At 58.5% G+C, this 24,609-nt stretch carries 19 protein-coding genes; 6 read left to right on the forward strand and 13 right to left on the reverse strand.

Annotation, left to right across the window (positions count from 1 at the left end; translation table 11 throughout):
• Positions 1-47 precede the first annotated feature (47 nt).
• From BN1117_RS01080 to BN1117_RS01110, 7 genes are all read right to left on the reverse strand, one after another.
• Positions 48-971 (reverse strand): DMT family transporter, encoded by a 924-nt coding sequence (locus tag BN1117_RS01080; RefSeq protein ID WP_040094196.1) that lies wholly within the window; start codon positions 969-971, stop codon positions 48-50.
• Between the two features lie 178 nt (positions 972-1,149).
• A complete protein-coding gene (gene arcC, locus BN1117_RS01085) occupies positions 1,150-2,082 on the reverse strand; it encodes a carbamate kinase (RefSeq protein ID WP_040094198.1) in 933 nt (310 codons plus the stop codon).
• Positions 2,083-2,177: 95 nt separating this feature from the next.
• Positions 2,178-3,602: a dihydropyrimidinase gene (gene hydA, locus BN1117_RS01090; protein ID WP_040094200.1), complete on the reverse strand. Its 1,425-nt coding sequence runs from the start codon at positions 3,600-3,602 to the stop codon at positions 2,178-2,180.
• Positions 3,603-3,721: 119 nt separating this feature from the next.
• Positions 3,722-4,939, reverse strand: coding sequence for a YgeY family selenium metabolism-linked hydrolase (locus BN1117_RS01095; protein ID WP_040094202.1), 1,218 nt, complete (start codon positions 4,937-4,939; stop codon positions 3,722-3,724).
• Positions 4,940-5,078: 139 nt separating this feature from the next.
• Complete coding sequence (dpaL, locus tag BN1117_RS01100) at positions 5,079-6,278, reverse strand: diaminopropionate ammonia-lyase (RefSeq protein WP_040094203.1); 1,200 nt, start codon at positions 6,276-6,278, stop codon at positions 5,079-5,081.
• Between the two features lie 137 nt (positions 6,279-6,415).
• Entirely contained in the window at positions 6,416-7,603 is a 1,188-nt protein-coding gene (gene ygeW, locus BN1117_RS01105; RefSeq protein ID WP_040094206.1) for a knotted carbamoyltransferase YgeW, read from the reverse strand.
• 373 nt (positions 7,604-7,976) lie between these two features.
• A complete protein-coding gene (locus tag BN1117_RS01110) occupies positions 7,977-8,975 on the reverse strand; it encodes a Wadjet anti-phage system protein JetD domain-containing protein (protein WP_040094208.1) in 999 nt (332 codons plus the stop codon).
• Between the two features lie 195 nt (positions 8,976-9,170).
• Here BN1117_RS01110 and BN1117_RS01115 point away from each other — a divergent pair, with 195 nt between their 5' ends.
• The 3 genes from BN1117_RS01115 (at position 9,171) to BN1117_RS01125 (ending at position 12,020) form a co-directional block, all read left to right on the forward strand.
• A complete protein-coding gene (locus BN1117_RS01115; protein WP_040094210.1) occupies positions 9,171-10,412 on the forward strand; it encodes a lipase family alpha/beta hydrolase in 1,242 nt (413 codons plus the stop codon).
• 479 nt (positions 10,413-10,891) lie between these two features.
• The gene (locus BN1117_RS01120; protein WP_040094212.1) at positions 10,892-11,095 is read left to right on the forward strand and encodes a hypothetical protein; all 204 of its coding nucleotides are present in this window, start codon (positions 10,892-10,894) and stop codon (positions 11,093-11,095) included.
• Between the two features lie 298 nt (positions 11,096-11,393).
• The gene (locus BN1117_RS01125; protein ID WP_040094214.1) at positions 11,394-12,020 is read left to right on the forward strand and encodes a heme-binding beta-barrel domain-containing protein; all 627 of its coding nucleotides are present in this window, start codon (positions 11,394-11,396) and stop codon (positions 12,018-12,020) included.
• 36 nt (positions 12,021-12,056) lie between these two features.
• Here BN1117_RS01125 and BN1117_RS01130 read toward each other — a convergent pair whose 3' ends face one another.
• From BN1117_RS01130 to cmoM, 6 genes are all read right to left on the reverse strand, one after another.
• Positions 12,057-12,584 (reverse strand): DUF6979 family protein, encoded by a 528-nt coding sequence (locus BN1117_RS01130; RefSeq protein WP_230599627.1) that lies wholly within the window; start codon positions 12,582-12,584, stop codon positions 12,057-12,059.
• 159 nt (positions 12,585-12,743) lie between these two features.
• The gene (locus BN1117_RS01135) at positions 12,744-13,130 is read right to left on the reverse strand and encodes a septal ring lytic transglycosylase RlpA family protein (RefSeq protein WP_040094216.1); all 387 of its coding nucleotides are present in this window, start codon (positions 13,128-13,130) and stop codon (positions 12,744-12,746) included.
• A 256-nt stretch (positions 13,131-13,386) separates the two neighbouring features.
• Positions 13,387-17,814, reverse strand: coding sequence for a chromosome partition protein MukB (gene mukB / locus BN1117_RS01140; protein WP_040094218.1), 4,428 nt, complete (start codon positions 17,812-17,814; stop codon positions 13,387-13,389).
• Between the two features lie 3 nt (positions 17,815-17,817).
• Complete coding sequence (gene mukE / locus BN1117_RS01145; RefSeq protein ID WP_040094220.1) at positions 17,818-18,537, reverse strand: chromosome partition protein MukE; 720 nt, start codon at positions 18,535-18,537, stop codon at positions 17,818-17,820.
• Positions 18,518-19,852 (reverse strand): chromosome partition protein MukF, encoded by a 1,335-nt coding sequence (mukF, locus tag BN1117_RS01150; RefSeq protein WP_040094222.1) that lies wholly within the window; start codon positions 19,850-19,852, stop codon positions 18,518-18,520. The genes mukE and mukF overlap by 20 nt, the downstream gene beginning before the upstream one ends.
• Before the next feature lie 80 nt (positions 19,853-19,932).
• A complete protein-coding gene (cmoM, locus tag BN1117_RS01155; RefSeq protein ID WP_040094237.1) occupies positions 19,933-20,709 on the reverse strand; it encodes a tRNA uridine 5-oxyacetic acid(34) methyltransferase CmoM in 777 nt (258 codons plus the stop codon).
• A gap of 102 nt (positions 20,710-20,811) precedes the next feature.
• Here cmoM and elyC point away from each other — a divergent pair, with 102 nt between their 5' ends.
• The 3 genes from elyC (at position 20,812) to pfkA (ending at position 23,593) form a co-directional block, all read left to right on the forward strand.
• Entirely contained in the window at positions 20,812-21,582 is a 771-nt protein-coding gene (gene elyC, locus BN1117_RS01160) for an envelope biogenesis factor ElyC (RefSeq protein ID WP_040094223.1), read from the forward strand.
• Between the two features lie 135 nt (positions 21,583-21,717).
• The gene (gene tpiA, locus BN1117_RS01165; protein WP_040069280.1) at positions 21,718-22,473 is read left to right on the forward strand and encodes a triose-phosphate isomerase; all 756 of its coding nucleotides are present in this window, start codon (positions 21,718-21,720) and stop codon (positions 22,471-22,473) included.
• Positions 22,474-22,621: 148 nt separating this feature from the next.
• Positions 22,622-23,593, forward strand: coding sequence for a 6-phosphofructokinase (gene pfkA, locus BN1117_RS01170; RefSeq protein ID WP_040094225.1), 972 nt, complete (start codon positions 22,622-22,624; stop codon positions 23,591-23,593).
• The last annotated feature ends 1,016 nt before the right edge of the window (positions 23,594-24,609 follow it).

Here is a 24,609-nt window from a genome sequence, read left to right on the forward strand (position 1 = left end):
GCCCGCCATGATGGCGGGCCCTTTTTATCTCTTAGCTGGCAATCGGCTCAGCCGTGCTTGATGCGAGTCTCCCCCGCCACCGACACCACGGAGCGTTTGCCCTTGCGGCTAATCACCAACAGCGCCAGCACGATAAGGGCGATACCGCTCCCCTCCACCGGCCCCGGGTTTTCTCCCAGCAGCCACCAGGAGAGCAGCACGCCGGTTACCGGCACCGCCAGGGTGCTGAGGCTGGCAATCCCCGCAGACAACTTTTTCAGCACAAACAGCCAGAGACTCCAGGCGATGGCGGTGGCAAAAATAGCGCTATAAGCCAGCGCCCCCATCACATAGGGTTGCCAGTCGATGGGACGCTCAGGCACCAGCGCGGCCACCAGCGCCATCACCAAGGTGGCGTAGATCATCTGCCAGGTGGTGAGGGACATCAGATCCACCCCGGGGTGGCGGGCATACATCCGCTTGGCGATGATGGCGCTGATCCCCCAGCAGATACCGGAGAGGATTGCCAAGAGGGCGCTCTTGAGGGATTCATGATGCAGCAACCAGGGCTGGATCACCAGCAGCAGCCCGCAGGCCGCCGCTCCAACCGCCAGATAGTGCAGCTTGCGCATCCGCTCGCCGAGAAAGAGCGCCGCGAAGCTCACCACCCAGAACGGCATGGTGTAACTCAGAATGGCCACCTTGCCCGCCCCGCCGCTGATGAGCGCCCACTGAGCCAACCCCACCATGCCGCAGGTCTGGAACAGGGCGATGGCGAGGGTATAGCGAAACGGGGTGGGTTTGAGATAACGGCGCCCGCGCAGGCACTGCACCAGCAGCAACACCAGGGATCCGCACAGGCAGCGCAGGGCGGTGAACTCGAACGCCCCCGCGTAGAGCATCACCTGCTTCATCACGATCCAGCTGTAACTCCAGATGGCGGTGAGCAGGACCAATCCCCCCAGCGCCGCCATGTTCAACTTGCTATTCATTGTGTTGCCTTGTTGCTGCGGCCGGTGCGTCCGCCATTCGGGGCGCCATCTTACTCCTCTGCCGTCCCCCTGCCCACCGCAGATAAGAGCTGGCCGGCCCATGCATCCCTCTGCCAACCCCCTGCACCAACCAACAGAAAGGGGGCCAACGGCCCCCAGGTTACAACCTTGCTCGCTCCTACTGGCTTATCAGGGTGCCGGTCTTGCCGGCAATGCCATCGGCGGCCTTCTCCAGCAGGGTGATCAGGGATTTGCGCCCCGCCATGGAGGTGGCGAACGAGAGCGCCGCCTCCACCTTGGGCAGCATGGAGCCTTTGGCAAACTGCCCCTGGGCGATAAAGCTGTTGGCATCGGCCACGCTCAGGGTATCGAGCCACTGCACCTCGGGCTTGCCGAAGTTGATGGCGACCTTCTCCACCGCGGTAAGGATGATCAGCATGTCGGCATCGATGAGCTCCGCCAGCCTGGCACTGGCCCAATCCTTGTCGATCACCGCGCTGGCACCGCGCAGGTGATTGCCCTCCCGCAGCACCGGAATGCCGCCGCCACCGACGGTGATCACCACCTGACCGGCGGCCAGCATGGCAGAGACGGTCTCTTTCTCGATGATATCGATGGGTTTGGGAGATGCCACCACCCGGCGATAGCCGCGGCCGGCATCCTCTTTGAGCCGCTCGCCCTTGGCCATCAATGCTTCGGCCTCCTCCTTGCTGAAGAAACCGCCAATGGGTTTGCTCGGGTCGAGGAAGGCGGGATCGTTTTTATCCACCTCCACCTGGGTCACCAAAGTGGCAACCGGCTTGTGAATACCACGCGCCAGCAAGGCCTCGCGCAGGGCGTTTTGCAGGTCATAACCGATATAACCCTGACTCAGGGCCACGCAGACCGACATGGGCAGATGGGGCGCCTTGGGGTCGTGGCGGGCCGCCACCTCGAACGCCTGCTGGATCATCCCCACCTGCGGGCCGTTGCCGTGGGTCACCACCACTTCATGCCCCTGAGCGATCAGGTCGGCAATGGTGCCCGCCGTGCTCTGCACCGCCTTCATCTGCTCGGGCAGGTTGTTGCCCAGCGCATTGCCACCAAGGGCCAGTACGATTCTCTGTTTCATCTTGTTCTCTCCAGTGAGGGGACAAGCCGGCGCAATGCCGGCTCACCTTTCGTTGTTCACATACCCTTGCTGATCTGCCTGTTTCGAACGAATTGTCAGCCTGCCACCAAGGGGCAAGGCGAGCACAGATCCGGCGCCAAGGCCGGATCAAAGGGCGCTCTGGCCAGAAAGCGGCCATGACCACGCCGCCCCAGAAACTCGCCATCGCGGGCGACTATCTCGCCACGGCTCAGAGTCATTCTGATCCGGCCGGGGCAGCGCATCCCCTCGTAGGGGCTGTAGTCACCGTTGTCGTGCAACTGTTGATGGGAAATCAGGGTGTCACCGCGGGGATCCATGATCACCAGATCGGCGTCAGACCCCGGTTGCAGGTTGCCCTTGCGCGGCCAGAGGCCAAACAGGCGCGCCGGATTGGCGCTGGTGAGAGCTACAAAGCGTGATGGCGAGATACGCCCGCCCAACACCCCGTGGGCAAAGAGCAGCAGCATCCGGTTTTCGACCCCGGGCAAGCCGTTGGGACAGCGGCTGAAATCGCCCCCCGAGAGGGTCATGCGCTGGGCGTGGGAGAAGTTGCAGTGATCGGTCGCCACCGTGTCGATGTCACCCGCAGCGATACCGACCCACAGCTTGTCCTGCTCGCGGCGCGAGCGCAGCGGCGGACTCAGCAGATAGTCGACCCCGTTCTCCTTGTAATAACACTGCTCATCGAGCAGCAGATATTGCGGGCAGGTCTCCACCCAGACCGGTTGCCCCTGACGGCGCGCCAGTTTCAGATACTCCAGCCCCAAGCCGTTGGAGAGGTGAACGATATAGAGCGGCGCATTGCCCGCCAGCCCCGCCAGATTGATCATCCGGGCGATGGCCTCCGCCTCGCACTCCAGCGGGCGGCTTTGCGGGTGAAACCAGGGCTCATGATGGCCAGCGGCCAGCAGGGCCGACCGGCGCGCCGCGATGGCAGCATCGTTCTCGGGATGGACGGTGGCCAGTGCCCCCACCTCGTTGAGGCGGGCCAGCGCGCGCAACACATCGTGATCGCCGAGCTTGTACTGGTAGGTGAGATAGAGCTTGAAGCTGCTGATCCCCTCCTCCTGCACCATGGCGGCCATTTCATTGAGGATGGCGTCATCCACATGCTGGATCACGCCGTGAAAGCTGTAATCGATCACCGCCTGTGTGGCGGCGTAGTCGTGATAGCGGGCCAGCTGGTGATGCAGATTGCACCCCGCCGGGCCAAATCCCATGTGATCGATGATGGAAGTCGTACCACCACAAGCGGCGGCACGGGTACCGCTGAAAAAGTCATCGCAACTGCGGGCAATCCCCACATCGATGTTGAAGTGGGTGTGAACGTCGATGCCACCCGGCATCACGTAGCAGCCGCTGGCATCGATCACCCCGATTTCGCCATCGGGCTGGATATCGGCGGCGTGCGCGCGGATCACCCCGTTCTCGATCAGCAGATCCTGACGATATTCCCCCTGCGCATCGACCAGCACGCCGTTTTTGATCAGCCGTTTCATCCCCACCACCTCGCATGCATTTTGCCTTCAAACAGCAAGGCCCCGCCTCAACACAGACGGGGCACTTGCCACATTTGCAACAGCCGGGCAGTGATGATAGTCACCACCCGGCTGACCCCTTACTTGTCCAGCTCGGCCAGATAGAGCATGGGGATCACGGCGTACATGGCGGCGCACTTGACCAGATGCTCCTTCCAGGTCTTCTCGTTCGGTGCGTGGGCTTCCGGCTCTTTACCCGGACCAAAACCGATCACCGGAATACCGTGGCGCCCCATGATGGAGACCCCGTTGGTCGAGAAGGTCCACTTGTCCACCACCGGCTCCTTGTTGAACAGCTCGCGATAAGCCTTGGAGAGGGTTTTGACGGTGATGTGATCCTCTTCCACCTTCCAGGTCGGGAAGTAGCACTCGGTCGGATAGACCAGACCGGTATAGGCCGGACGGTCGTACTGATACATGGAGACCTCGGCACCGGCGGCTTGCACCGCTGGCAGGGCGCGGATCTCGTCCAGCGCACCTTGCCAGGTCTCGCCCCAGGTGAGGCGGCGGTCGATGGAGACGGCGCAGCTGTCCGCCACGGCGCAGCGGCTTGGGGAGGTGAAGAAGATCTCGGAGACGGTCAGGGTGCCCTTGCCGAGGAAGTCGTCATGGCCGAGGTTGTGGCTCAGCTCCTGCAATTCGCCGAGGATCGGGCCCATCTTGAAGATGGCGTTGTCACCGCGCTCCGGTGCGGAGCCGTGGCAGCTCACCCCCTGCACTTCCACGCGGATCTCCATGCGGCCGCGCTGGCCACGGTAGATCTGGCAGTCGGTGGGTTCGGTACTGACCACGAACTCGGGACGGATCTTGCTCTGCTCGATGATGTACTGCCAGCAAAGACCGTCGCAATCCTCCTCCTGCACGGTACCGGTCACCAGCAGGGTGTAGTGATCTTCCAGCCCCAGATCCTTGATGATCTTGCCCGCGTAAACCATGGAGGCCATGCCCCCTTCCTGATCGGATGCACCGCGACCACCGATGATCTCGTGATCTTCCATCCCCTCATAGGGGTCGAAGGTCCAGTTGGCGCGGTTGCCGACACCGACGGTATCGATATGAGCATCCATGGCGATCAGGTGCGGGCCATGGCCGATATAGCCCAGCACGTTGCCCATGGGGTCGATCTCGACCTTGTCAAAACCAACCTTCTCCATCTCCTGCTTGATGCGCAGCACCACGCGCTCTTCATCGCAGCTCTCGCTCGGGATGGCGATCATATCGCGCAGGAACTGACTCATCTCGGCCTTGTACTGGTAGGCCTTCTCCAACACCATTTCAAACGGAATGTGCTTGCTCATTGTGATTCTCCAAACATTCGAGAATGCGCGGCCTGTTCGTCGGCAGCGCCCTGTGCCCGTTACCGCGCCCCGTTGGCGAGGCGCGATCAGTTCTTCAATTCGTCTCTCTGCTCTTGCAGGGAGTGACTCGCAGCCGAAATTACTCGCAGGCAGGATGTTTGCCTTCCCACACCACTTCCCGGTAGTGGGTCACATCGGTGTCCCCTTCGGTGTTGATGATGAGTACCACCGAGTTGCTATCCAGCCCCAGACGCGCCATCAGCGCGGCGCGATCCGGGTGGTGACGCACCGCCGCCAGCACGCCGGTGCCGACCGAGCCGGACTCACCGGAGATGATGCGGGGGTCATTGCCAAGGGGGTTGCCGAGCACCCGCATACCCAGCGCCGACACCTTGTCGTGGCAGGAGATAAACTGGGTGGTGCAGCTCTTGAGCAGCGGCCAGCCGAGGGGGTTGGGCTCACCGCAGGCGAGACCGGCCATGATGGTGCCCATATCGCCCCCCACGTTGACCATCTCCCCCGCCACACCGGAGCGGTAGATGCAGTCAGCCTGATCCGGTTCGACCACGATACTGTGCAGGTTTTTCGCCCCGAAGCAGTCCACCAGATAACCGAGCACCCCGCCCGCCAGTGCCCCGACCCCGGCCTGCAGCAGCACGTGGGTCGGCTGCTTGATGCCCATATCCTGCATCTGCTCGACCGCTTCGTCGGCCAGGGTGGAGTAACCCTGCATGATCCAGGTCGGGATCTTGGTGTAACCCTCCCAGGCGGTGTCCTGCACTATGTGCCAACCGCGCTCTTCGGCCATCTTCATGGTCAGGCGCACGGTGTCGTCGTAGTTCATGTCGGTGACGATGCACTCGGCACCGAGATTGAGAATGTGGTCCACCCGCTCCCGGGCCGAGCCCTTGGGCATGTAGACCACCGCATGCTGGCCCACCTGCTTGGCGGCCCAGGCGACACCGCGACCGTGGTTGCCATCCGTGGTGGTGGCGAAGGTCATCGGCTCCTTGATGGTGCGTTTGATGAGCTCGAAGGAGAAGTCCTCGATGGCCACCCCGTACTTTTCACAGAGCAGGTTGGCGATGGCATAGACGCCACCCAGCATCTTGAAGGCGTTGAGACCAAAACGCTTTGACTCGTCTTTGACCAATATATTTTTCACCCCGATATAGGCGGCCAGATCTTTCAGGTCGCACAATGGGGTCGGCTTATAACCGGCCAGTTTTTTATGAAAAGCGCGAGCCTTTTGTGCTTCGGCGCGAGAAAACAGCGGTGATGGCTCGGCGGTAAAAAAGCGGTTATCGGCAATATCCATCTTCAGCGAAAATTGGGACATGCTTACCTCACTAGACGTTACCTGAGAAAGAGCTGCCTCGCCGGGAGATCCGTTATTCAGATACCACGGGGAGAAAACTCGAAATAATGGGTTAGACAGTGTGGGCAGGGTGAATATTCATCCTGCCCTGCCGTTATTTATTTCACCCGCTTTTGCGCCTCTTTAATCAGATTCTCCAGGGTTTCTGCCGGGGCAGAGAATTTACGGGCCATGATCATGGCGGCGATAATATAGGGCTTCCAGCTCGCCTCTTTGTAAGTGGCGATACGGTATTTCTCGAATACCCCCTCGGTTACTTCCCCTTCCTTGCAGGAGACACCGGAAATATCGGCGGGCAGGCAGTGCATATAGAGCGCCTCGCCACCCTTGGTGAGCTTCATCATCTCCTCGGTGCAGTGCCAATCCTTGTGCTTGGCGTTCTGCTCAAGGCAATGTTTCTCCAGCTCTTTGAGGCCGGCGTGGTCATTGGCACGCAGCAGCTCGGTGCGCTGCTCCATCACCTTGTAGGGGGCCCAGGACTTGGGATAGACGATATCTGCATCCTTGAACGCCTCTTCCATTGAGGTGACCTGACGGAAGCTGCCGCCGGAGGCCTTGGCATTCTCCTTGGCCACGTCGATCACGTCCGGGATCAGATCATACCCTTGCGGATGGGCCAGGGTTACGTCCATGCCAAAACGGGTCATCAGACCTATGATGCCCTGGGGCACGGAGAGCGGCTTGCCGTAGCTCGGGGAGTAAGCCCAGGTCATCGCAATCTTCTTGCCCTTGAGGCTCTCCAGGCTGCCGAAGTGCTCCTGCAACCAGGCGAGATCAGCCATCGACTGGGTCGGGTGATCAATGTCGCACTGCAGGTTGACCAGTGCCGGACGCTGGGGCAGCACCCCCTTCTCGAACCCTTCGTCCAGTGCAGCCCCCACTTCGCGCATATAGGCATTACCGGCACCGAGGAACATGTCGTCACGGATCCCGATGGCATCGGCGCAGAAGGAGATCATGTTGGCGGTTTCACGGACGGTCTCACCGTGGGCGATCTGGGATTTGCCCTCATCCAGATCCTGCTGGGCCAGACCGAGCAGGTTCAATGCAGAGGCATAAGAGAAGCGGGTTCGGGTGGAGTTATCGCGGAAAACCGAGATACCGAGCCCGCTGTTAAACAGTTTGGTGCAGATATTTTCGGCGCGTAGTGTCTTGAGTGATTCAGCCAGTTTCAATACCAGCTCCAGCTCCTGAGGGGTTTGCTCCCAGGTCAGCAGAAAATCTTTTTCATGCAGGTTGGATTTGAGTGCCCTGATCTCTTTGATTAATTCGTTAACTGCTTTCATCGTTCGCCCCAATCATTGGATGAGATATGGATAGCTCCCCTTTCACTCACGATGTCACCAGTATCCCGGTTGTGGGTGAGCGCGTCGGTTAGCGTCGACATGAAGCAATCAATAACCATGCCAAACCAATAAAATGCAGGCAGATATTAATAAAAGGAAAAAGTGTGTGACGTCCCCCACAAAATTAGCGGCTATTTCAGCGATGTATTCCATAAAAGGAGGGATGGGGCGACCAAGCGATAAAATAGCCGAATGATAATAATCAGAGGCGATATCCCGGCATCAGTGAGAATTATCATCAAAGGCCGGTTTCAGGGGCTGAAATGATATCAGCGGGGCTGCCGTTATCATTATGATAATGCCCCTGTTGGATTTAACTGCCCACAGCGGCCAATGGCCAACACTGCCAGCGCGCAGCCAGGATCAACACCTCTTGTTCCAGCCAAGTCCCGTCTGTGATCAGTTTATCGAGCCAGGGCACTCCTGCCGGCGAGTCATGACCATCGACCTGATCAGCCTGCTTCGTCACACGCCAGGGCACCTTGCCACTGTTCGTCGCAAAGGTGCGTACCGGACGGGCGTAGTGATCCAGATAAGGTTGCAACTCACAGGGGAGCCAGAGCATGGCCGGTCGATTTAGCTCGCGCGCCAGCTCGATGGCAATATCGATACCCCGCTGATCGAGATCGCCAAAATGGGCCCACTGCACGCTTGCAGGCAACAGCGGGATCAGCCGTTTGGCCAGGGTGGTATTGCGACCAGGAGCAAAGAGCAGTAGCTGCCCCGGTTGCAGCGGGTAGTCGACAAAAGCCCCCTTGTTCTCCACCGTAATGACCCGCTCCCCTTGCCAGCCGATGGCCGCCAGCGTGCCCAGAGCCCGCTCCGGCAACGCCAACTCCCCCAGCAACGTCATCATTGCCGTCATATCGTGCAGTTGACCCTGCCGACCGACCAGCAAGAGCGGCTCGAGGGTGCGGATGCGCAGCACCTCATCCTGCATAAGCGTCAACTCCGCAAGCTGAGGCGCTGCAAAGGATGCTGACCGAGGATGCTTGCTGTCCCCATGCCAAAGGGCATAAAAGCTGGCCTGATTGAGGCAAGTTGGCAAACTCACCCCCAAGCTTCGCAGATCTTCACGCTTGTCCGGTTCGGGGGGAACGACCTGCGCTAACTGTCCAGCCAGATAAGCTCGGCCTGTGTCGGTCAGTGCATATAGCGCACCACGGCCAACCGGCCTAAGCCCGCCAACTGCCTGCAACAGATCCTTCAACTCGCGACCATGCCTGCTCTCCAGGGAGCAGCCTTTCCCGCTCTGGCTATCGAGCAACCGTGCACACAGCTCCTGTACCCGCACTGCATCAAACAACGACATCCTTCGATCTTCTCCTCATCACTTTCTATAACGCAGTAGAAGCGATTTTCTTCCTTGTTACCGTGACCAGCTTCGCACAGGGTACCATCAGTTTCACCCTGGCCGGCACCGACACTGGTAAACCGGCGCCAAACCGCGCAAGCTGGTTGATATCAGGCCGATCCGTTGGCAACCCTCTTTACACAAGGCGTTCCCATGACCGACACCACAGAAAAGTCACCCCCCTCCTCCTGGCATCTGTCAGATATCCGCGAGCTGGCACACCTGCTGACCCTGGCGCTACCCGCCGTAGTGCAGCTCACCGAAGCGGTACATCAGGCAGTGCTCAGCGGTATGGGGATCAAGGGGCGGGATGAGGGAAAAACCGCCGGGATCACCGGGCTGGTCTACAAGGGGGTGCATGGCGCCGCCAACACCCTGGGCTGCGGCATCAACCATCTGCTCAGCCGGCTGCCAGCCACACCGCCGCCCCACCAGATCCCCGAAACCCCGAAACGTGCGGCCCTGATCGCCACGCTCAACGGCGTGTTGGGGGACAAGCTGGTCGAGCACCACAATGCTCTCGCCACCCCCATGACCCTGCGCTATCAGGGCCAGCTCCTCGATTGGCAGGCGATGCCAAAGGATCTCCCCCGCGAGGGACGGGTGCTGCTGATGATCCATGGCCTGTGCATGAACGATCTGCAGTGGCAGACCGAGCATCAAGGCAAGCCGGTCAATCACGGGGAGCAAGTTGCCGCCGCCCTTGGCTATCTGCCTCTTTACCTGCGCTACAACTCGGGCCTGCCCATCGCACAAAACGGGCAGCAACTTGCCCTGTTGCTGGAGCAGCTGCTCGCCCACTGGCCGGGAGAGCTCAAAGAGATCACGATAATGGGCTATAGCATGGGGGGGCTGGTTGCACGCAGCGCCTGCCACCATGCCAGCGAGGCCGGGCTCAGCTGGCCTGCACGCCTTGCCAATCTGATCTTTCTTGGCACGCCACACCACGGCGCACCGCTCGAACACGCCGGACACTGGCTGGAGCAGCTGCTGCCCGCCACCGCCTACAGCGAGCCCTTCGTCAAGCTGGCACGGCTGCGCAGTGCAGGCATCAAGGATCTGCGCCACGGCAAGGTGACCGATGCCGTTGCACGGCCGGATCCCGCCGTCCCCTCACAGGATCCCCGCGAGCCGCTTCCCCTCCCCTGCGGCGTCAACTGCTATGCCATTGCCGCCACCACAGCCGCCAAGCGCAACCTGCTGGCCGACCGGCTGATTGGCGATGGACTGGTGCCGCTTCGTAGTGCCCTCGGCCAGCACAGGGAGGCGCGCCACCAGCTGGCCTTTCTTCCCGCCCATACCCTGATTGTCTATCGCACCAGCCATATGGCCCTGCTCACCAGCCCGCAGGTTGGCCAGCAACTGCTGCGCTGGCTCCGCCCCTTGCCGACATAGCGACGGACTATCACAGCAACAGAGTGCTGGTCTACCAGGTAGCCCTGTGGCACTCTGAGACGTCAAAGGAAAGACCCACCCTGACACCTCATGTGTCCCCACTGCAAAGGAGCGCCACCGATGGCCAAAGCAAGCAAGAAAGAGATCAAGAAGAAGATCGCCGCCCGTCTTGAGAAAATTGCCAAGCATGAAGGCAAGATCAAGAAGCTGAAGAAGGCCCTGAAGTAGGGCCCAACGCATAAGAGAAACCGCCAGCTGGCGGTTTTTTCATCCCCCTTTTCGCTCCTTTACCATCGTTTTGATACCAATGGCCTTGATGTAAACACCTCAAGCGCACCTCAGCAAAACAACCCGACTGAAGCTACGCTCATTCTCATCGCTGATATTTGGTCTAACAGCGCCAATCGGGCGCCGCGCGCGCCTATGCCAGCAACTACCTTCAACGGAGTGTTTGATATGAGCCAGCAGTGGAGCGCCATATGTACTCTTACACCCTCACCTTCAAGAAAGATGTCGATCGCCTGACCGCCCCCGAGCAGGAGGTCTCCTTGCAAAGCCCTGCCCAGGCGGGCGATTTCCTTATCCTCTCCGACGGCAGCCGCCATCAGGTGATGTTTGTCACCCACCGCGCCCACTACAGCAGCCTCTATCTCGATAAAGGGGTCAGGGTGCCACAGAGTTAGTGGCTATCGCCTTCAATTGATGGGGCTGAGTGAAATATTCACGCTGTTGACATAATAATCATCGCATCATGTCAATGTTCCTTTATCTCTATCACGATATATCTGAGAAAGCGCGATGAAAAAATACAACATTGTCTTATATCAAATTCAATTTATTTAGCCACGAAAAAGCAAATCATACCTCACAAAAACGAACCACCATCACTCAATATCATTGACCACATCCTTGGTGCGCTATAAAAATTACTTTGCTGAACATATTTATTCGCAAGTCATTATTATTGATGGAGTTATCACAATGAATAAAGTTATCTTACCCATAGCATTAATTACCTGTGCCACGCTCGCTCACGCAGAGTCCAGCACTATTATCAACGGTCTGGATTTTGGTCCATTAGCTCAGTTGGCTGGTACATGGAAAAGCACCGATGCTGGTGGTGTAGATGTAGCACCCGGCCAGGAGGGCAGCAAAGTTGGCAAAGGGGGGCCAGCAGTGGAACCCTTTTACGAAGTCATTACTTTTGAACCGGCTGCCGATGCTAAAAATGCCAGCGAACAATATCTGGTAGCCATGTATTACAAGCAGGAAGTATTCAGAAAAAGTGATAATGGGAAATTTCATGACCAACGCGGTTATCTGATTTATGACAAGAGCAATAAGCTTGTTTACAACTCATACTGTATACCCCGCGCAGTCTGTGTGGTCACTGAAGGCAAAGCGGGTAACAAAATCGAGTTCAAGACGGGCAAGCGCGGTATTGCGGAAAGCAATTATATGACCATTAATGATTCCACCGCTGATTTCTCGATGACACTGGACTTCTCAGAGAAAGATCTCCTCAAATACAGTCAAACCACCAACCTGATGGTGTATGGCAAGCCATTCGCACACTCCGATAGTGCATCCCTGACCAAAACCAATTGATGTTTCATGGCCAAGGTATTCATTACCTTGGCTTTTTTATATTCGTCGATAATCTATCCTGATGGCATCCCTATCCCACTCGGGATTGAGCACACCGGCATACCAGAGTGTCAGAATGACATCCATCTGATTGTTATGCTTCACAACCTTACCGCTCTTACAGGCCGAGATCACTTCCAGCCATAACTGCTCGGGATTGATCGGTTTGGTAATATCCTTGTGTGACAATAAATCAATAGCAGCCAACACATATGCTCTGGTTTTGGTCGCAGCTACATAATGAACTGGCATGATGCAACTGATACAACCAAGACTGCAAAGAGTCAAAAAAGTTACCTTTGGATTATTTTTGAATTTTCCTGTGCTGATATCACCACCAAATGCTTCAGCAATAGCCATATCCCAGGCGGTGGCATGCCCATAATTATTCTGCACCATCAGATGAACAGCTCTCAGCGCTGCACCACCATATTTACCATAGATAATCATCACTAATCCCTCCGTTTGCCCCATAGTAAGGCCGAACAGGCGAGATAAGCTAAAATAAATATCAATCACGATCATCGATTTTTCCCATTGATAACAAATCCATTTTTTAGCTGAATTAAATATTAATCCATATCAATGTTATATCTTTATCTACCGAAAGGCTGACTGGTCGATGTCAGCCTTCCATTATCATTCATCAACATCCATTTTCGTGTATAAACGGGTTCACCCAGCCTAGAGCACCTCTATTTTTACTTTGATAATCCCGTCGCGAATATTGCCGATGGTGCCAAAGGCCGATTTGGAGAGATCGATAATACGTCCCCTTTTAAAGGCACCGCGATCATTGACCTTGACCACTACGCTCTTGCCGTTGGCGAGGTTGGTGACCCGCACCATGGCGCCAAAGGGCAATTCCATATGGGCGGCGCTATTGAGGTTGTTGCGATAGATCTCGCCGCTGGCGGTCTTTTTGCCGTGATAACGGTCGGCATAATAGCTGGCGTAACCGGTCTCGCTATAGCCGCGCCAGCTGCCGCCGTGGCTCTCGTCATAACGGCTGCTACAGGCCGCCAGCAGCAGGCAAAGAGATAACAGCAGTCCTTTCTGGATATGTTGCACCTTTCCCCTCTCCTCTCTTCTTTTCGCTCTGCGCACTTTTTACTCTTCGATTCAACCGATAATGCTGGCGACACATTTACAGGCGGGAGCTCTCACCTTGCCATAGCTCCAAGGCACTCACCATGTTACTCGCCTTGTTGTCAGGCAGCAGCGACCGTGCGGCTACTTTGCCATATCTTCCATGTAAAAAGGGAGGCAAATGCCTCCCTTTTAACTAGTTACCGTTCATCCCGTGTCGGGATGGGCCAGAGACTTCTCAGGCAATCAGCTTGTCATCGCTAAAGCCAAAGCCACGCAGCCCCACCACATGCACGTGCTCGTGCTTGCCCTGCACCTTGCGGATGAGCTTGTAGGTGGTGCCCTTCTCGGGGCTGATGTTCTCGGGCGCCGCGATAAGCAGCTGCATATCCTGCCGCTCGCACAGCTCGAACAGGGTGGCGATGGATTTGCCATCCAGACGGGCCGCTTCGTCGAGGAACAGCAGACGGCAGGGGGCGATATCCTTGCCGCGCAGACGGCGGGACTCCTCCTCCCAGCTGATCAGCACCATCAAGAGGATGGCCTGACCGGTACCGATCGCCTCACCGGTGGAGAGCGCGCCGCTCTCGGCACGCAGCCAGCCATCGGCGCCGCGCTGCACCTCGATCTCCAGCTCCAGATAGTTGCGATAGTCGAGCAGCACGTCGCCCATCACCTGATAGCTGCGATCTCCCTGCTCTACTTGCGGGTTCAGGCGCTGGAACAGCTTGGCCATCGCCTCGGAGAAGCTGAGCTCCTTGTCGGCGAACAGATCGTTGTGCATGGCAGTTTGGTCGGCCAGCGCCGTCAGCAGACGGGTATGGGCCTCGCGGATATTGACGTTGAGGCGCACCCCGCGCACCAGACCGAAGGCGATGTTCTGCAAACCCTGGTTGAGCACCCGAATGCGGTTCTGCTCGCGGCGGATGATGTTGGTGATCTTGGCCGCCACCTCGTGGGAGGAGAGCGACAGATGGGTTTCCCGCTGCTTGAGCTCGTCAGCCAGACGGGCCAGTTCGATCTCCATCTCCTCGATCGCCTCCACCGGATCATCGGAGCGGATGATGTCGTTGCGGATGCGATCTTTAAGGTAACGGTAGACCTGCACGTAGAAGGCGACCTTCTGCTCGGTGCTGCGGTTGCCCTCCGACAGTCGCAGCGCATCGCGCAGGGCCTCGTCGTGGGCCACCGCCACCCGCAGGGCGCCGAGGGCCTTGTCCGACATGGAGCGCAGCTCGTCGCTGTCAAGATACGCCAGCTCGCGCTTGTTTAAACGCTTCTCGACGTCGGTCTCCCGCGCCAGCCGCACCACCCGCGACCAGCTCGCCTTGTGACCCACCAGAGATTTACGGGCGCTGTAGTAATCCTTGCCTTCCAGCTTGAGACGACCGCCCAGGGATTCGATCTCCCGCTTGGTCACCTGCAACTGGGCCTCGGCGCTGGTGCGACGGGAGCGGGTGCGAATGAGCAGCTCTTCGATCTCTTTCTTGTGGGCGCGCGCCTTCTCTTCCATATCGTCAGAGAGGGTCAGCCCCATGGCTGCCAGCTCCTGCTCGAACTCGGTCAGGGTCTGGCGCTTGGCCGAGGCGCTGGAATCGAGGGCGGTGCGCAGTTGCAACGCCTCGGTGTGGCGCTGGGCAATCTGCTTGTGCTGCTCGCCAGCGGTGCGGGCCGCCAGCTCGGCCGCTTTCAGCTTCTCTTTGAGTCGCTCGCTCATCTCGGAGGCCTTGCCCAGCAGGTCTTGAGCATCCTGATAGGCAAAGTGCGGCAGGCGGGCCACCAGCTGATCGAGGGCGTAGCACCGGCGCTTCTGCTCGGCCAGCAGGGTGTTGGCTTCATCATAGGCCGCCTGCAACGCCGCGAGATCCTGCGGATCCTGACGCAGCACCTGCACCATGGTTTCCAGTTTTTCCAACGACTTGCCGTGTTTGGCGATAAAGGCTTCGGCTGTTTTAAGGGCCTCCACATCGGCGTGTGCCGCCTCGAGGCGAGCCGCCAGCTCTGTCTCGGCAAACAGGTGGGCAAAGGGCAGCATGCCCTGCACCAGCTGGATATGGCGGGTCAGCTGGGCAGCGGCTGCTTTGGCATCACTCAGCTGCTTGTCGCACTCGCCGATGGCTGCTTGCAAGGCGCGCAGTTCGGCCTGTTTGGCCTGCACTTCGGCTTCGGGGTCGGGGCGGAAGGCGATATCCAGATGCTGACCGATAAAGTCGCGAAAGTGACCGTAGAGGCGGTGGTACTTCTGCTGCTCAAACGCAGCCTTGGCGTAACCCTCGATCAGCCCTTCACGCTCAAGGTCGAGCTGCTCGATCCGTTTTTCCCGGGCGGCGCGGCCAAACAGCGGCAGCTCGGGGTAACGGGAGAAGCGCACCTGACGCTTGCTGGTGCGCACCAGCACGGCGTCCCCCAGCTCGTCCGCTTCCACCAGATCCTCGTCAAAGGAGTCTGGGTTGCCCTGAATCAGGTAGATATCTTCCGGGCAATCTTCCAGCTTTTTCAGCCGCTCGATGGCACCCTCAAGGTCGAGCACCACCAGGGCGCTGCGAGCCGGGCCGTAGAGCGCGGAGTAGTAAGGGGCATCGTCGATGGAGATGTCGTCGTAGACATCGGAGAGCAGCACCCCCCCCACCTGCTCGGCGATGCGGGCAAGGCGGGGATCCGCCTCGCCAGCACCCAGCTGCAGGTTGCGAATTTGCAACTCCAGCGCCTGTTTCTGCGCCGCGATGCGATTGCTCTCCTGTTCGAACTCGCGCTCCTTGTCGAGCACTGTCTGCATACCGGCCGAAAGCTCTTCGGCGGTAGTCAGCGGCAGACCGCTCTGCTCACGCAGCTGCTCGAGCTTCTCGAACGATTTGAGCCAGCGCGGCGCCAGCTTGGTCAGCTCCGCAATATCGCGGCCGAGCTGGGTGCCCTGATGCTCGAGGCTGGCGCGGCGCTGGTTCACCTCGGCCTGCTGCTCGGAGAGCTCCTCCTGACGGGTGCGCTGGGCTTCGAGGAAGATCTCCAGCTCATCGCTGCTTGCAATCAGCTGGCCGGAGGCCTGCTGCAGCTCGTCACGCAACTTGAAGAGGCTCTTCTGGCTTTCGCTCTCTTTCTCGAGGCGAGCCAGCGCAGCGCGCAGCCCCTGCCCCTGGGCAATGCGAGCCTTGTCTTCGATGTGACGCTTGAGCAGCGCCTGCGCGGTGGGCCAGGCAGCCTCGCGCACTGTCTCGGGGGCGATGCTCAAAAGCAGCGCCAGCGCCGCTTCGTGCTCGGCCACTGCCGCCTTGGCCAGCGCCAATTGCTGTTCTGCCCCCAGCACCCGGCTGGTGAGGCTCTGCTCGGCGGCGCGGAACTGGTGCAGGGTGTCGCTCGCCTGTTCGGCGGTCAGCCCCGGCAGCTCGCACTGCTCGCGGGCAGCCTCCAGCGCCTGCACCGCCTGACGGTACTGGATGGCGCGGGTCTGCTGGATATCGAGCGCCTGCTGGTAGTCGGCAAGCTGGGTCTTGAGGCTATCGACTTCTGCCTGCGCCAGCTCCTTGCGCTCTTCCACTTCCAGCAGTTGGCCGTGGATCTCCTCCACCACCGCCTGCTGCTGTTCGAGTTTGTCAGAGAGATCCGCCAGATCGGCGCGGTACATCTCGATCTTCTTCTGCAAGCTGACAGCCGCCATCACCTTGGCCAGATGCTCGGAGGCAGACTCCAGCTCGTCGGTCAGCAGTTTCTCGCGGTTGGTGAGCTGCTCCACTTCATCGGCCAGATAGATGGCGCGCTGTTTCTCTTCGGCCAGAATGCGGCGCTTGTCGGCCAGCTCCTGGCGCGCCTTGAGGGCCAACTCGGAGAGGCGGCTCTTCTCGGCGGCGTTGCGCACATAGTCAGCGGCCACATAGTGGGTGGTCTCGGTGATCAGGTTCTTGAACAGATCCCGCTGACCCTGGGTCTCCTTGATGGCTTCCAGCGTGCGGCGGTTTTCATAGATGGCCGCCTCCATGTCTGCAAACGCCTTGCGCACCCCGGAGTTCTCCGGCAGCAAGTATTCGCGCAGGGAACGGCTGATGGACGAGGAGATACCGCCGTAGAGAGAGGCTTCGATCAGGCGATAGAACTTGCCGCGATCTTTTTGATCACGCAGCTTCTTCGGGGTGATGCCGAACTCGAACATGAAGTTGTGATAGTCGGTCACCGTATTGAATTTGGCGACTTTCAGCGCCCCCAGCTCGGCGGCCGCCCCTTTCAGGTCGGTAAAGGCACGTACCCGCCCCTTGCCGCCATCGAGCTTCTCCAGCAGCAGATCGGTCGGTGCCAGATTCTCCGGCACATCCACCAGCGCGAACGGGGTGATGTTGACCTTGTTGTCGCGGTTGGCCACCTGCTCGAGGTGCACGCCGACCCAGATCCGCTGTTCGCGGCTGTTCATCACTTCCAGCAGCGAATAACAGTGGCCGCGCTGCAGCTTGCCGTAGAGCCCCTTGTCACGGGAGGCGCTGCTGGAGCCCGCTTCCGTGGTGTTGCGGAAGTGAAGCAGTGACTGGTCGGGGATGAGCGCCGCGATAAAGGCCGCCATGGTGGTGGACTTGCCCGCGCCGTTGCCGCCAGAAAGGGTAGTGACCAGCTGGTCGAGATCGAAGGTCCGGGCAAAGAAGCCGTTCCAGTTGACCATGGTCAGGGATTTGAACTTGCCTCGCACCGGTTATACCTCCAGATCCAGTTGTTCTTCATCGAGATCCGCCTCGATGTCATCAAAGAGCGAGTCGCTGCTCGGCATTTCGTCGTCGTGGAAGATGGCTTCACCCTCCTGGATCATCCGCAGCTGAACGGCGCGCGGATCTTCATCGGAACGCACATCGGCGGCGAAACGGAACACCGATTCGTTGACCCGGAATTTATCGCCGTTGCCAAGGGCGGTGATCATGCCAAGACGGCGCAAACGGCGCATGGAAGTACGGATCTTTTCGAGCAACTTCTTCTTGTCGAGATCGGTACCGCCGGAGCGGCTGTTGACCATCCGCAGCAGCTGCTTCTCGTCGGCGAGGCTCAGCACCTCTTCCTGCAGCTCGGCCATGGCGAACACCCCTTCCGAAGCCAGACGATCCGGGCTCAGGTAGAGGTAGCAGAGCACCTTGCCCACCAGCATATCGAGCTCGGAGAGCACGGTAGTGCCGATGTCGGCGCTCGGGCGCGGGCGCAGGTAGAAGAAGCCTTCCGGCGCCTTGATCAGCTCCACCTGATAGCGGCCGTAGAAGATCTCCAGCTCGCTGTGATATTCGACCAGCGCCGAGTGCTGCTCGAACTCGTCGGCACTGATGTGGCGGCCGGAGCGCAAGGCGGTGTCGATGCGCGGAAACAAGGGGTTGGCAATCGCCTCTGCGAGCCGCAGCGGCAAGGGAAACTCAGTATTGATCAATGACATAGGCCTGAACCTTGGATCCAGCTTGGTTAATGGGTTTCCATGCGGGTTGGCGATGCAGTTCGCGCTCGCCGCTGGCATGGCCCAGGCGCACGGCCTGGTCGATCAGAAGACGCGCCACATCGAAGTGGGCATGGGCCGGGTAGTCCAGCAGGTATTCCCGCAGCACATCGGCCAAGTCCAGCTGCTGGCCCTGCTCGGGGTAGCGGGCCAGATAGCGCTCGATGCGCTCGGCCAGCTCCTGGTTGATGTCCACCATCTCCATGTACTCCATCTCGAGGGGCACCTCGCCGGTCACCTCCTCGTCGTGGATGGCGATGGTTTCGTCGCGCAGCTCCAGCAGACGGGGCTCTTCGGCCACCCGCAGTTGCCAGTTGTGCTGCTCGAAGTTGCGGATAGACTCGCGCAGCCGCTGGCTGAAGGCGCGGTTCTTGTCCATGTCGATGGCGTTGCGGATAAATTTGTGGACGTGTCTGTCGTAGCGGGACCAGAGCTCGATGCACTGCTGACCCCAGCTGGTAATGACGTCAAGACGCCCTTGCAAGGCGTGAGTCAGCTCCTCGACGTGGAACAGATCGTCGCGCCCCTGCGCCGCCTCCTGAATGTTGAGCAGCCCCGCCTGCAAGCGGTGGCCGGCGGCATCCAGGGTATCCTGCAGCTCGCGCAGGGTCTGGCCGGTCTCGTGCAGCAGCTTTTCGCAGCTGTGAATGGCATCGACCCAGTTCTGGGTCAGCAGGGCCGCAATCTCGCTTTTGACCTGATTCTGCTGCTCATCCATGGCGCGCTGGGTGAGATCGATGCGGCCCAGGGTCTCTTCCAGCGAGAAGGTGAGGCGCGGCAGCACCTCGGCATCCCACTGCTCGCGGGTGTTGGTCTCGAGCGCCGCCTTGCGGGCGGTGTCGAGCTCGGCCGCCAGGTGCTCGAGCAAAATGGAGAGCTTGATGGAGTCGACCTGACGCTGATCGAGAAAGAAGTCGACGATGCTCATACCAAGGCGAGAGAGGCGGTAGAGGCTCTCCCCCGCCACCATGTCGGTGTTAAAGCGCGACAGCAGTTGCTGGCGAATGAGATCGTTGATGGCGTTGTTGGCGCGACCGGTGAGGGTCTCGTCCATCTGGCCAAAAGCATTGCTGACATAGCCGAAGGCATCGTGCAGCGCCGCTTCTGACAGGTCCGACTCATCTTCGGACAGGGTCTTGATTGCAATCAGAAAGGCCAGCCGGTCGGTCGGCAGACTCAACGCCAACCCCTCCTGCCTGACCCACCCTACTATCTCCGGCAAAGAACGCTCGGGCAGGGTACGGGATGTACTCATCATGATGTTGTCATCTCGTTGTTGTCATTGAGCGCACAAACTTGCGCGCGGCTACATCCGGTAGCATCGAAAAATCAGGCCCATCAACTGGTGGGTTTCTGCGCCATCACATGGATATAGCGACCGAGGGCGACAAAAGGCTCCTGGCGGCAATATTGCTGCTCCATGGCCAGCAGATCGTCGAACTTCTCCACCTGATCCTGCTTGTGACGCATATAGTCGTGGATCACCCGCACCCCGGTCTTGCCGATAATGCGCAGCCCCCCGCGGCCAATCCAGTCATAGACCTGCTCCGGCAGCTGGGGATTGGTGGGGGTGAGCGCAGTCTGGCGCTTCTTGCGCAGGCCCAGCCGCACATAGTCAAAATTGCCCACCACCAGGCTCTGGAACAGCAGACCATGACGGTTGTAGAAAAGCAGCGACAGTATGCCCCCGCCATTGACGAAAGGGAACAGACCCAGCAAGGTCTGGCGCGGCTCGGCGAGCCACTCCAGCACCGCGTGGCAGAGCACCAGATCAAAGGTACCTGTCACGTGGTGCTTCAGATCCTGAATGGGGCAATGGATAAGACGGATCTTGTCTTCCAGCCCCTTCTCGGCGATCTGGCTGCGGGCCAGTTCCAGCATTTCTGCTGACAGATCGCACAGCTCCACCTGATGGCCCATGGCCGCCAGCTTCTGGGCGAAATAGCCAAACCCGCCTCCCGCATCCAGGATGCGCAGCGGTCGGTTGCCAAGGCGGGCCAGGCAGGCTTCGATGTCGCTCCAGACAATGGTGGTGCGGATGCGCCCCTTGGTGGAGTCGTAAATGTTGCGGGCGAACTTGTCGGCGCGTCCGTCAAAACTCTGATCGTGCTTCAAGAAGAAACTCAACTCTCTGCGCCACAGGGTTGTGGCCATCCCAAAAAAGAGAGGTATTCTGTCACATCCCGAATTTGCTGAAAACTCAAGGAAGTGTCTGCCATGTTTGTGGTTAAAAAGTGGCTGGGTCAACTACTGATGCCGCTCCCCTTCTCCCTCTCCCTGCTGCTGGTTGCCCTGCTGCTGCTCTGGTTCACCCGTTTTCAGAAAACCGGCAAACTGCTGGCCACCCTCTCGCTGCTGATTGTGGCGCTGATGGGAATGCGGCCGATGAGCTATGAACTGGCCCGCGGGCTGGAGCAGACCTACCCGCCGTTCGAGGTGAGCCAGCATCCCAACATCGAGGCCATCGTGGTGCTTGGCAATGGCCATGTCAGCGATCCGGCGGTGCCGATGCGCAGTTGGCAGAACAATATTGCCCTGGCCCGCACTCTCGAAGGGGTGCGTCTCGCCCAGGCCTATCCCGATGCCGAGCTGGTTTTCTCCGGCTATGTGGCAGGGGATCCCCTCTCCAATGCCGAGGTCAATGCCCGGATGGCCGAGAGCCTCGGCATTCCCCGTTCGCGGATGACGTTGTTTGAAAACAACAAAGACACTCATGATGAAGCGGTCAGTATCAGCCGCCACCTCAAGGGAAAAGAGGTGGCATTGGTCAGTTCTGCCACCCATTTGCCGCGCGCCATGGCCCTCTATCAGGGTCAGGGACTCAATGCCGTGCCGGCCCCCACCAACTACACCGCCAAGCAGAGCCAGGTGCCTCAGCCGCTCTATAGTTATTTACCCAAAGGGCGTTATCTGATGTATTCCGAAGCTGCCATCCACGAATGGATTGGGGTATGGTGGGCTCGCTTGCGGGGGCAGGTTAACGAATGAGCGATCAAGCGTTTCATTCCTGATTTGGATCAGGAAAGCGAAAAAAAATTACGTCATTTGCCGCCGGGTCAGCTATCTTGGGCTCGGTTCAATTCATATAATGTCGCGCAATCAAATGCCTAGGAGATTAAGAAGATGAGACAGCACCTGGTAATGGGTAACTGGAAACTGAACGGCACCAAAGCTTCTGTTGAAGCTCTGATCAAAGGACTGACCCCGGCTGCTGCCGCTCATCCTTCTGTACAAGTCGCCGTCTGCCCGCCGGTTATCTTTTTGGGTCTGGTTGAGCAACTGACCGCTGGCAGCAAGATCGCCTACGGTGCCCAGAACGCTGACGTTCACGAGTCTGGTGCCTTCACCGGTGAAAACGCCCCCTCCATGCTGAAAGCCTTTGGTTGCACCTACTCTCTGGTCGGCCACAGCGAGCGTCGTACCCTGCACGCAGAGAGTGACGACGTGGTTGCAGCCAAGTACGAAGCCATCCAGAAAGGCGGTCTGGTGCCGGTTCTGTGCATCGGTGAAACTCTGGAGCAGTTCGAAGCCGGCGTGACCAAGAACGTGGTTGAGACCCAGCTGAAAGCTGTTATCGACCGTTGCGGTATCGCCTCCTTCAACAACGCCGTTATCGCTTACGAGCCGGTATGGGCCATCGGTACTGGCAAGACTGCCACTCCGGAGATCGCTCAGTCCGTTCACGCTCACATCCGTCAGTACCTGGCCGGTTTTGATGCCGCCGTTGCTGCCAAAGTACAGATCCTGTACGGCGGTTCCGTCACTGGCGCCACTGCAGCCGACCTGTTCGGTCAGCCGGACATCGACGGTGGCCTGGTGGGTGGTGCGTCCCTGAAAGTGGATGACTTCTCCCAGATCATCGCTGGCGCTGCCAAGTAATCCCTGATTACGGCAAAGAGAGGGGCAAGTCCCCTCTCTTGTATCGCTTTTCTTATGGCTGCCCCGCATCCCATACGAAAGCCGATATAGTAAAAGTGGCTTGTCTATTCAAACATTCGTATTTGACAACTCAGATCCAGAGGCACTCATGACCAAACAAATCAAACGTATTGGTGTTTTGACCAGTGGTGGCGACGCACCGGGTATGAACGCAGCCATTCGCGCCGTGGTTCGCGCCGGTTTGCATCATGGCCTGGAAGTCTACGGTATTTATGATGGCTATCTCGGCCTGCACCAGGATCGCATCGTCAAGCTGGAGCGTCACAGCGTCTCCGACGTGGTAAACCGTGGCGGCACCTTCTTGGGATCCGCACGTTTCCCAGCCTTCAAAGACCCCAAAGTACGTGCCGAAGCGATCGAAAACCTGAAGAAACACAGCATCGATGCCCTTGTTGTCATCGGTGGTGACGGCTCCTACATGGGTGCCAAAAAGCTGACCGAAGAGGGTTTCCCCTGCATCGGCCTGCCGGGCACCATCGATAACGACATCGCCGGTACCGACTTCACCATCGGTTTTGATACCGCCCTGAACGTGGTTGTTGATGCCATCGACCGCTTGCGTGATACCTGCAGCTCTCACCACCGTATCTCCGTGGTCGAGATCATGGGTCGTCACTGCGGCGATCTGGCCATGTCTGCCGCCGTTGCCGGTGGTGCCGAGTATGTGATCGTGCCGGAAGTGGCGTTTGACAAAGAGAAGCTGCTCAAGCAGATCAAGGAAGGCGAAGCCAAGGGCAAGAAGCACGCCATCATCACCATCTGTGAGCACATCACTGACGTCAACGTGATGGCCAAAGACATCGAAGCCCTGACCGGTCGTGAAACCCGCGCCACCATTCTGGGCCACATCCAGCGTGGCGGTGCCCCGACTGCTCGTGACCGCATCATGTCCAGCCGTATGGGGGCTTATGCCGTTGAGCAGCTGCTGGCTGGCCACGGTGGCCGCTGCGTCGGTATCCAGCGCAACGAGCTGGTACACCATGACATCATCGACTGCATCGAGAACATGAAGCGCCCGTTCGATCAGGAGCTTTATAACCTCTCCACCACCCTGTTCTAAGCTGCACGGCTTTTTACCGGCTGTTGATGACAAAAACCCTCCATCGGAGGGTTTTTTTATCTCTCACGCAAGCGGAACCATGATCACTCCGAGCTCAGCTCACCATGCACATGGTCCTGCATCCCAGCTTTTGTACCGCCGCGCTGTTCGCTAGCCCTCACCCCCATCGGCACCCGCCTTAGCAGTGCCGACCTTGCCATGCATGCTTCATCACGGGTGAACCGGCTTGCTGTGGCCTGTTCTCTACAGACGCTCAGGCAAGCATGTGTGGCATCCCCATCAATACACCTCAATATTTATCTATAACTGGTTGCAGGTATCCAGCTACCTTCCCCCAACCATGCTCCTGCCCGGCTCTCGAATTACGTCTGCATTATTGATGCAAGATGCACTGACCACTCAGTTCGCTATTCGCTACCAGTCAGAACAGTTGCCGATGATAAAACAGCCAACTACCAACCCGTATCCTCCCATCCATGGCACCTTCTCACTGTAAGCCGTTGTTTAGCTGTAAAAGTGCGAAGAGCTCTTCCTGATAAAGGCATGGCACGACAGGGTTTTCCAGTCATGCCTCCTTGACTGACTTGCTAGGAGTGGACTATCTGCATCAGGTATCGTCAAACTATGGCCACACACACTTTTCATGACCTTTGCGAGGCATTTTAGAGGGGGATAACTTATAAAAAACAGAAAAAACCCATATGAGACCCACCTGGAAATCACGCGGCATCATGACAAGTTATTGAATTTAAATAAAATAATAAGTTACCCAGAGAGGTTTATACGCACCAAGTCGTGACGGGTGATAAAACAATCTCAATACGACAAAAATAGCCTTTTCATCACCATGCAAGACAAAAACCACCATTTTATCAACTTATGTCTTGTTTTAGCTTCTTGTTATGGTATCTTGACAACATCAACAACCAATATAGGGAGAAAAAAATGAAAGAGTTTGTCGTTACTGCCGTTTTCACGGTGTTTTTCACCCTGGTTGCTGTCTCTCTGCCGTCACT

The organism is Aeromonas australiensis, from assembly GCF_000819725.1.
Classification (GTDB): Bacteria; Pseudomonadota; Gammaproteobacteria; order Enterobacterales; family Aeromonadaceae; genus Aeromonas; species Aeromonas australiensis.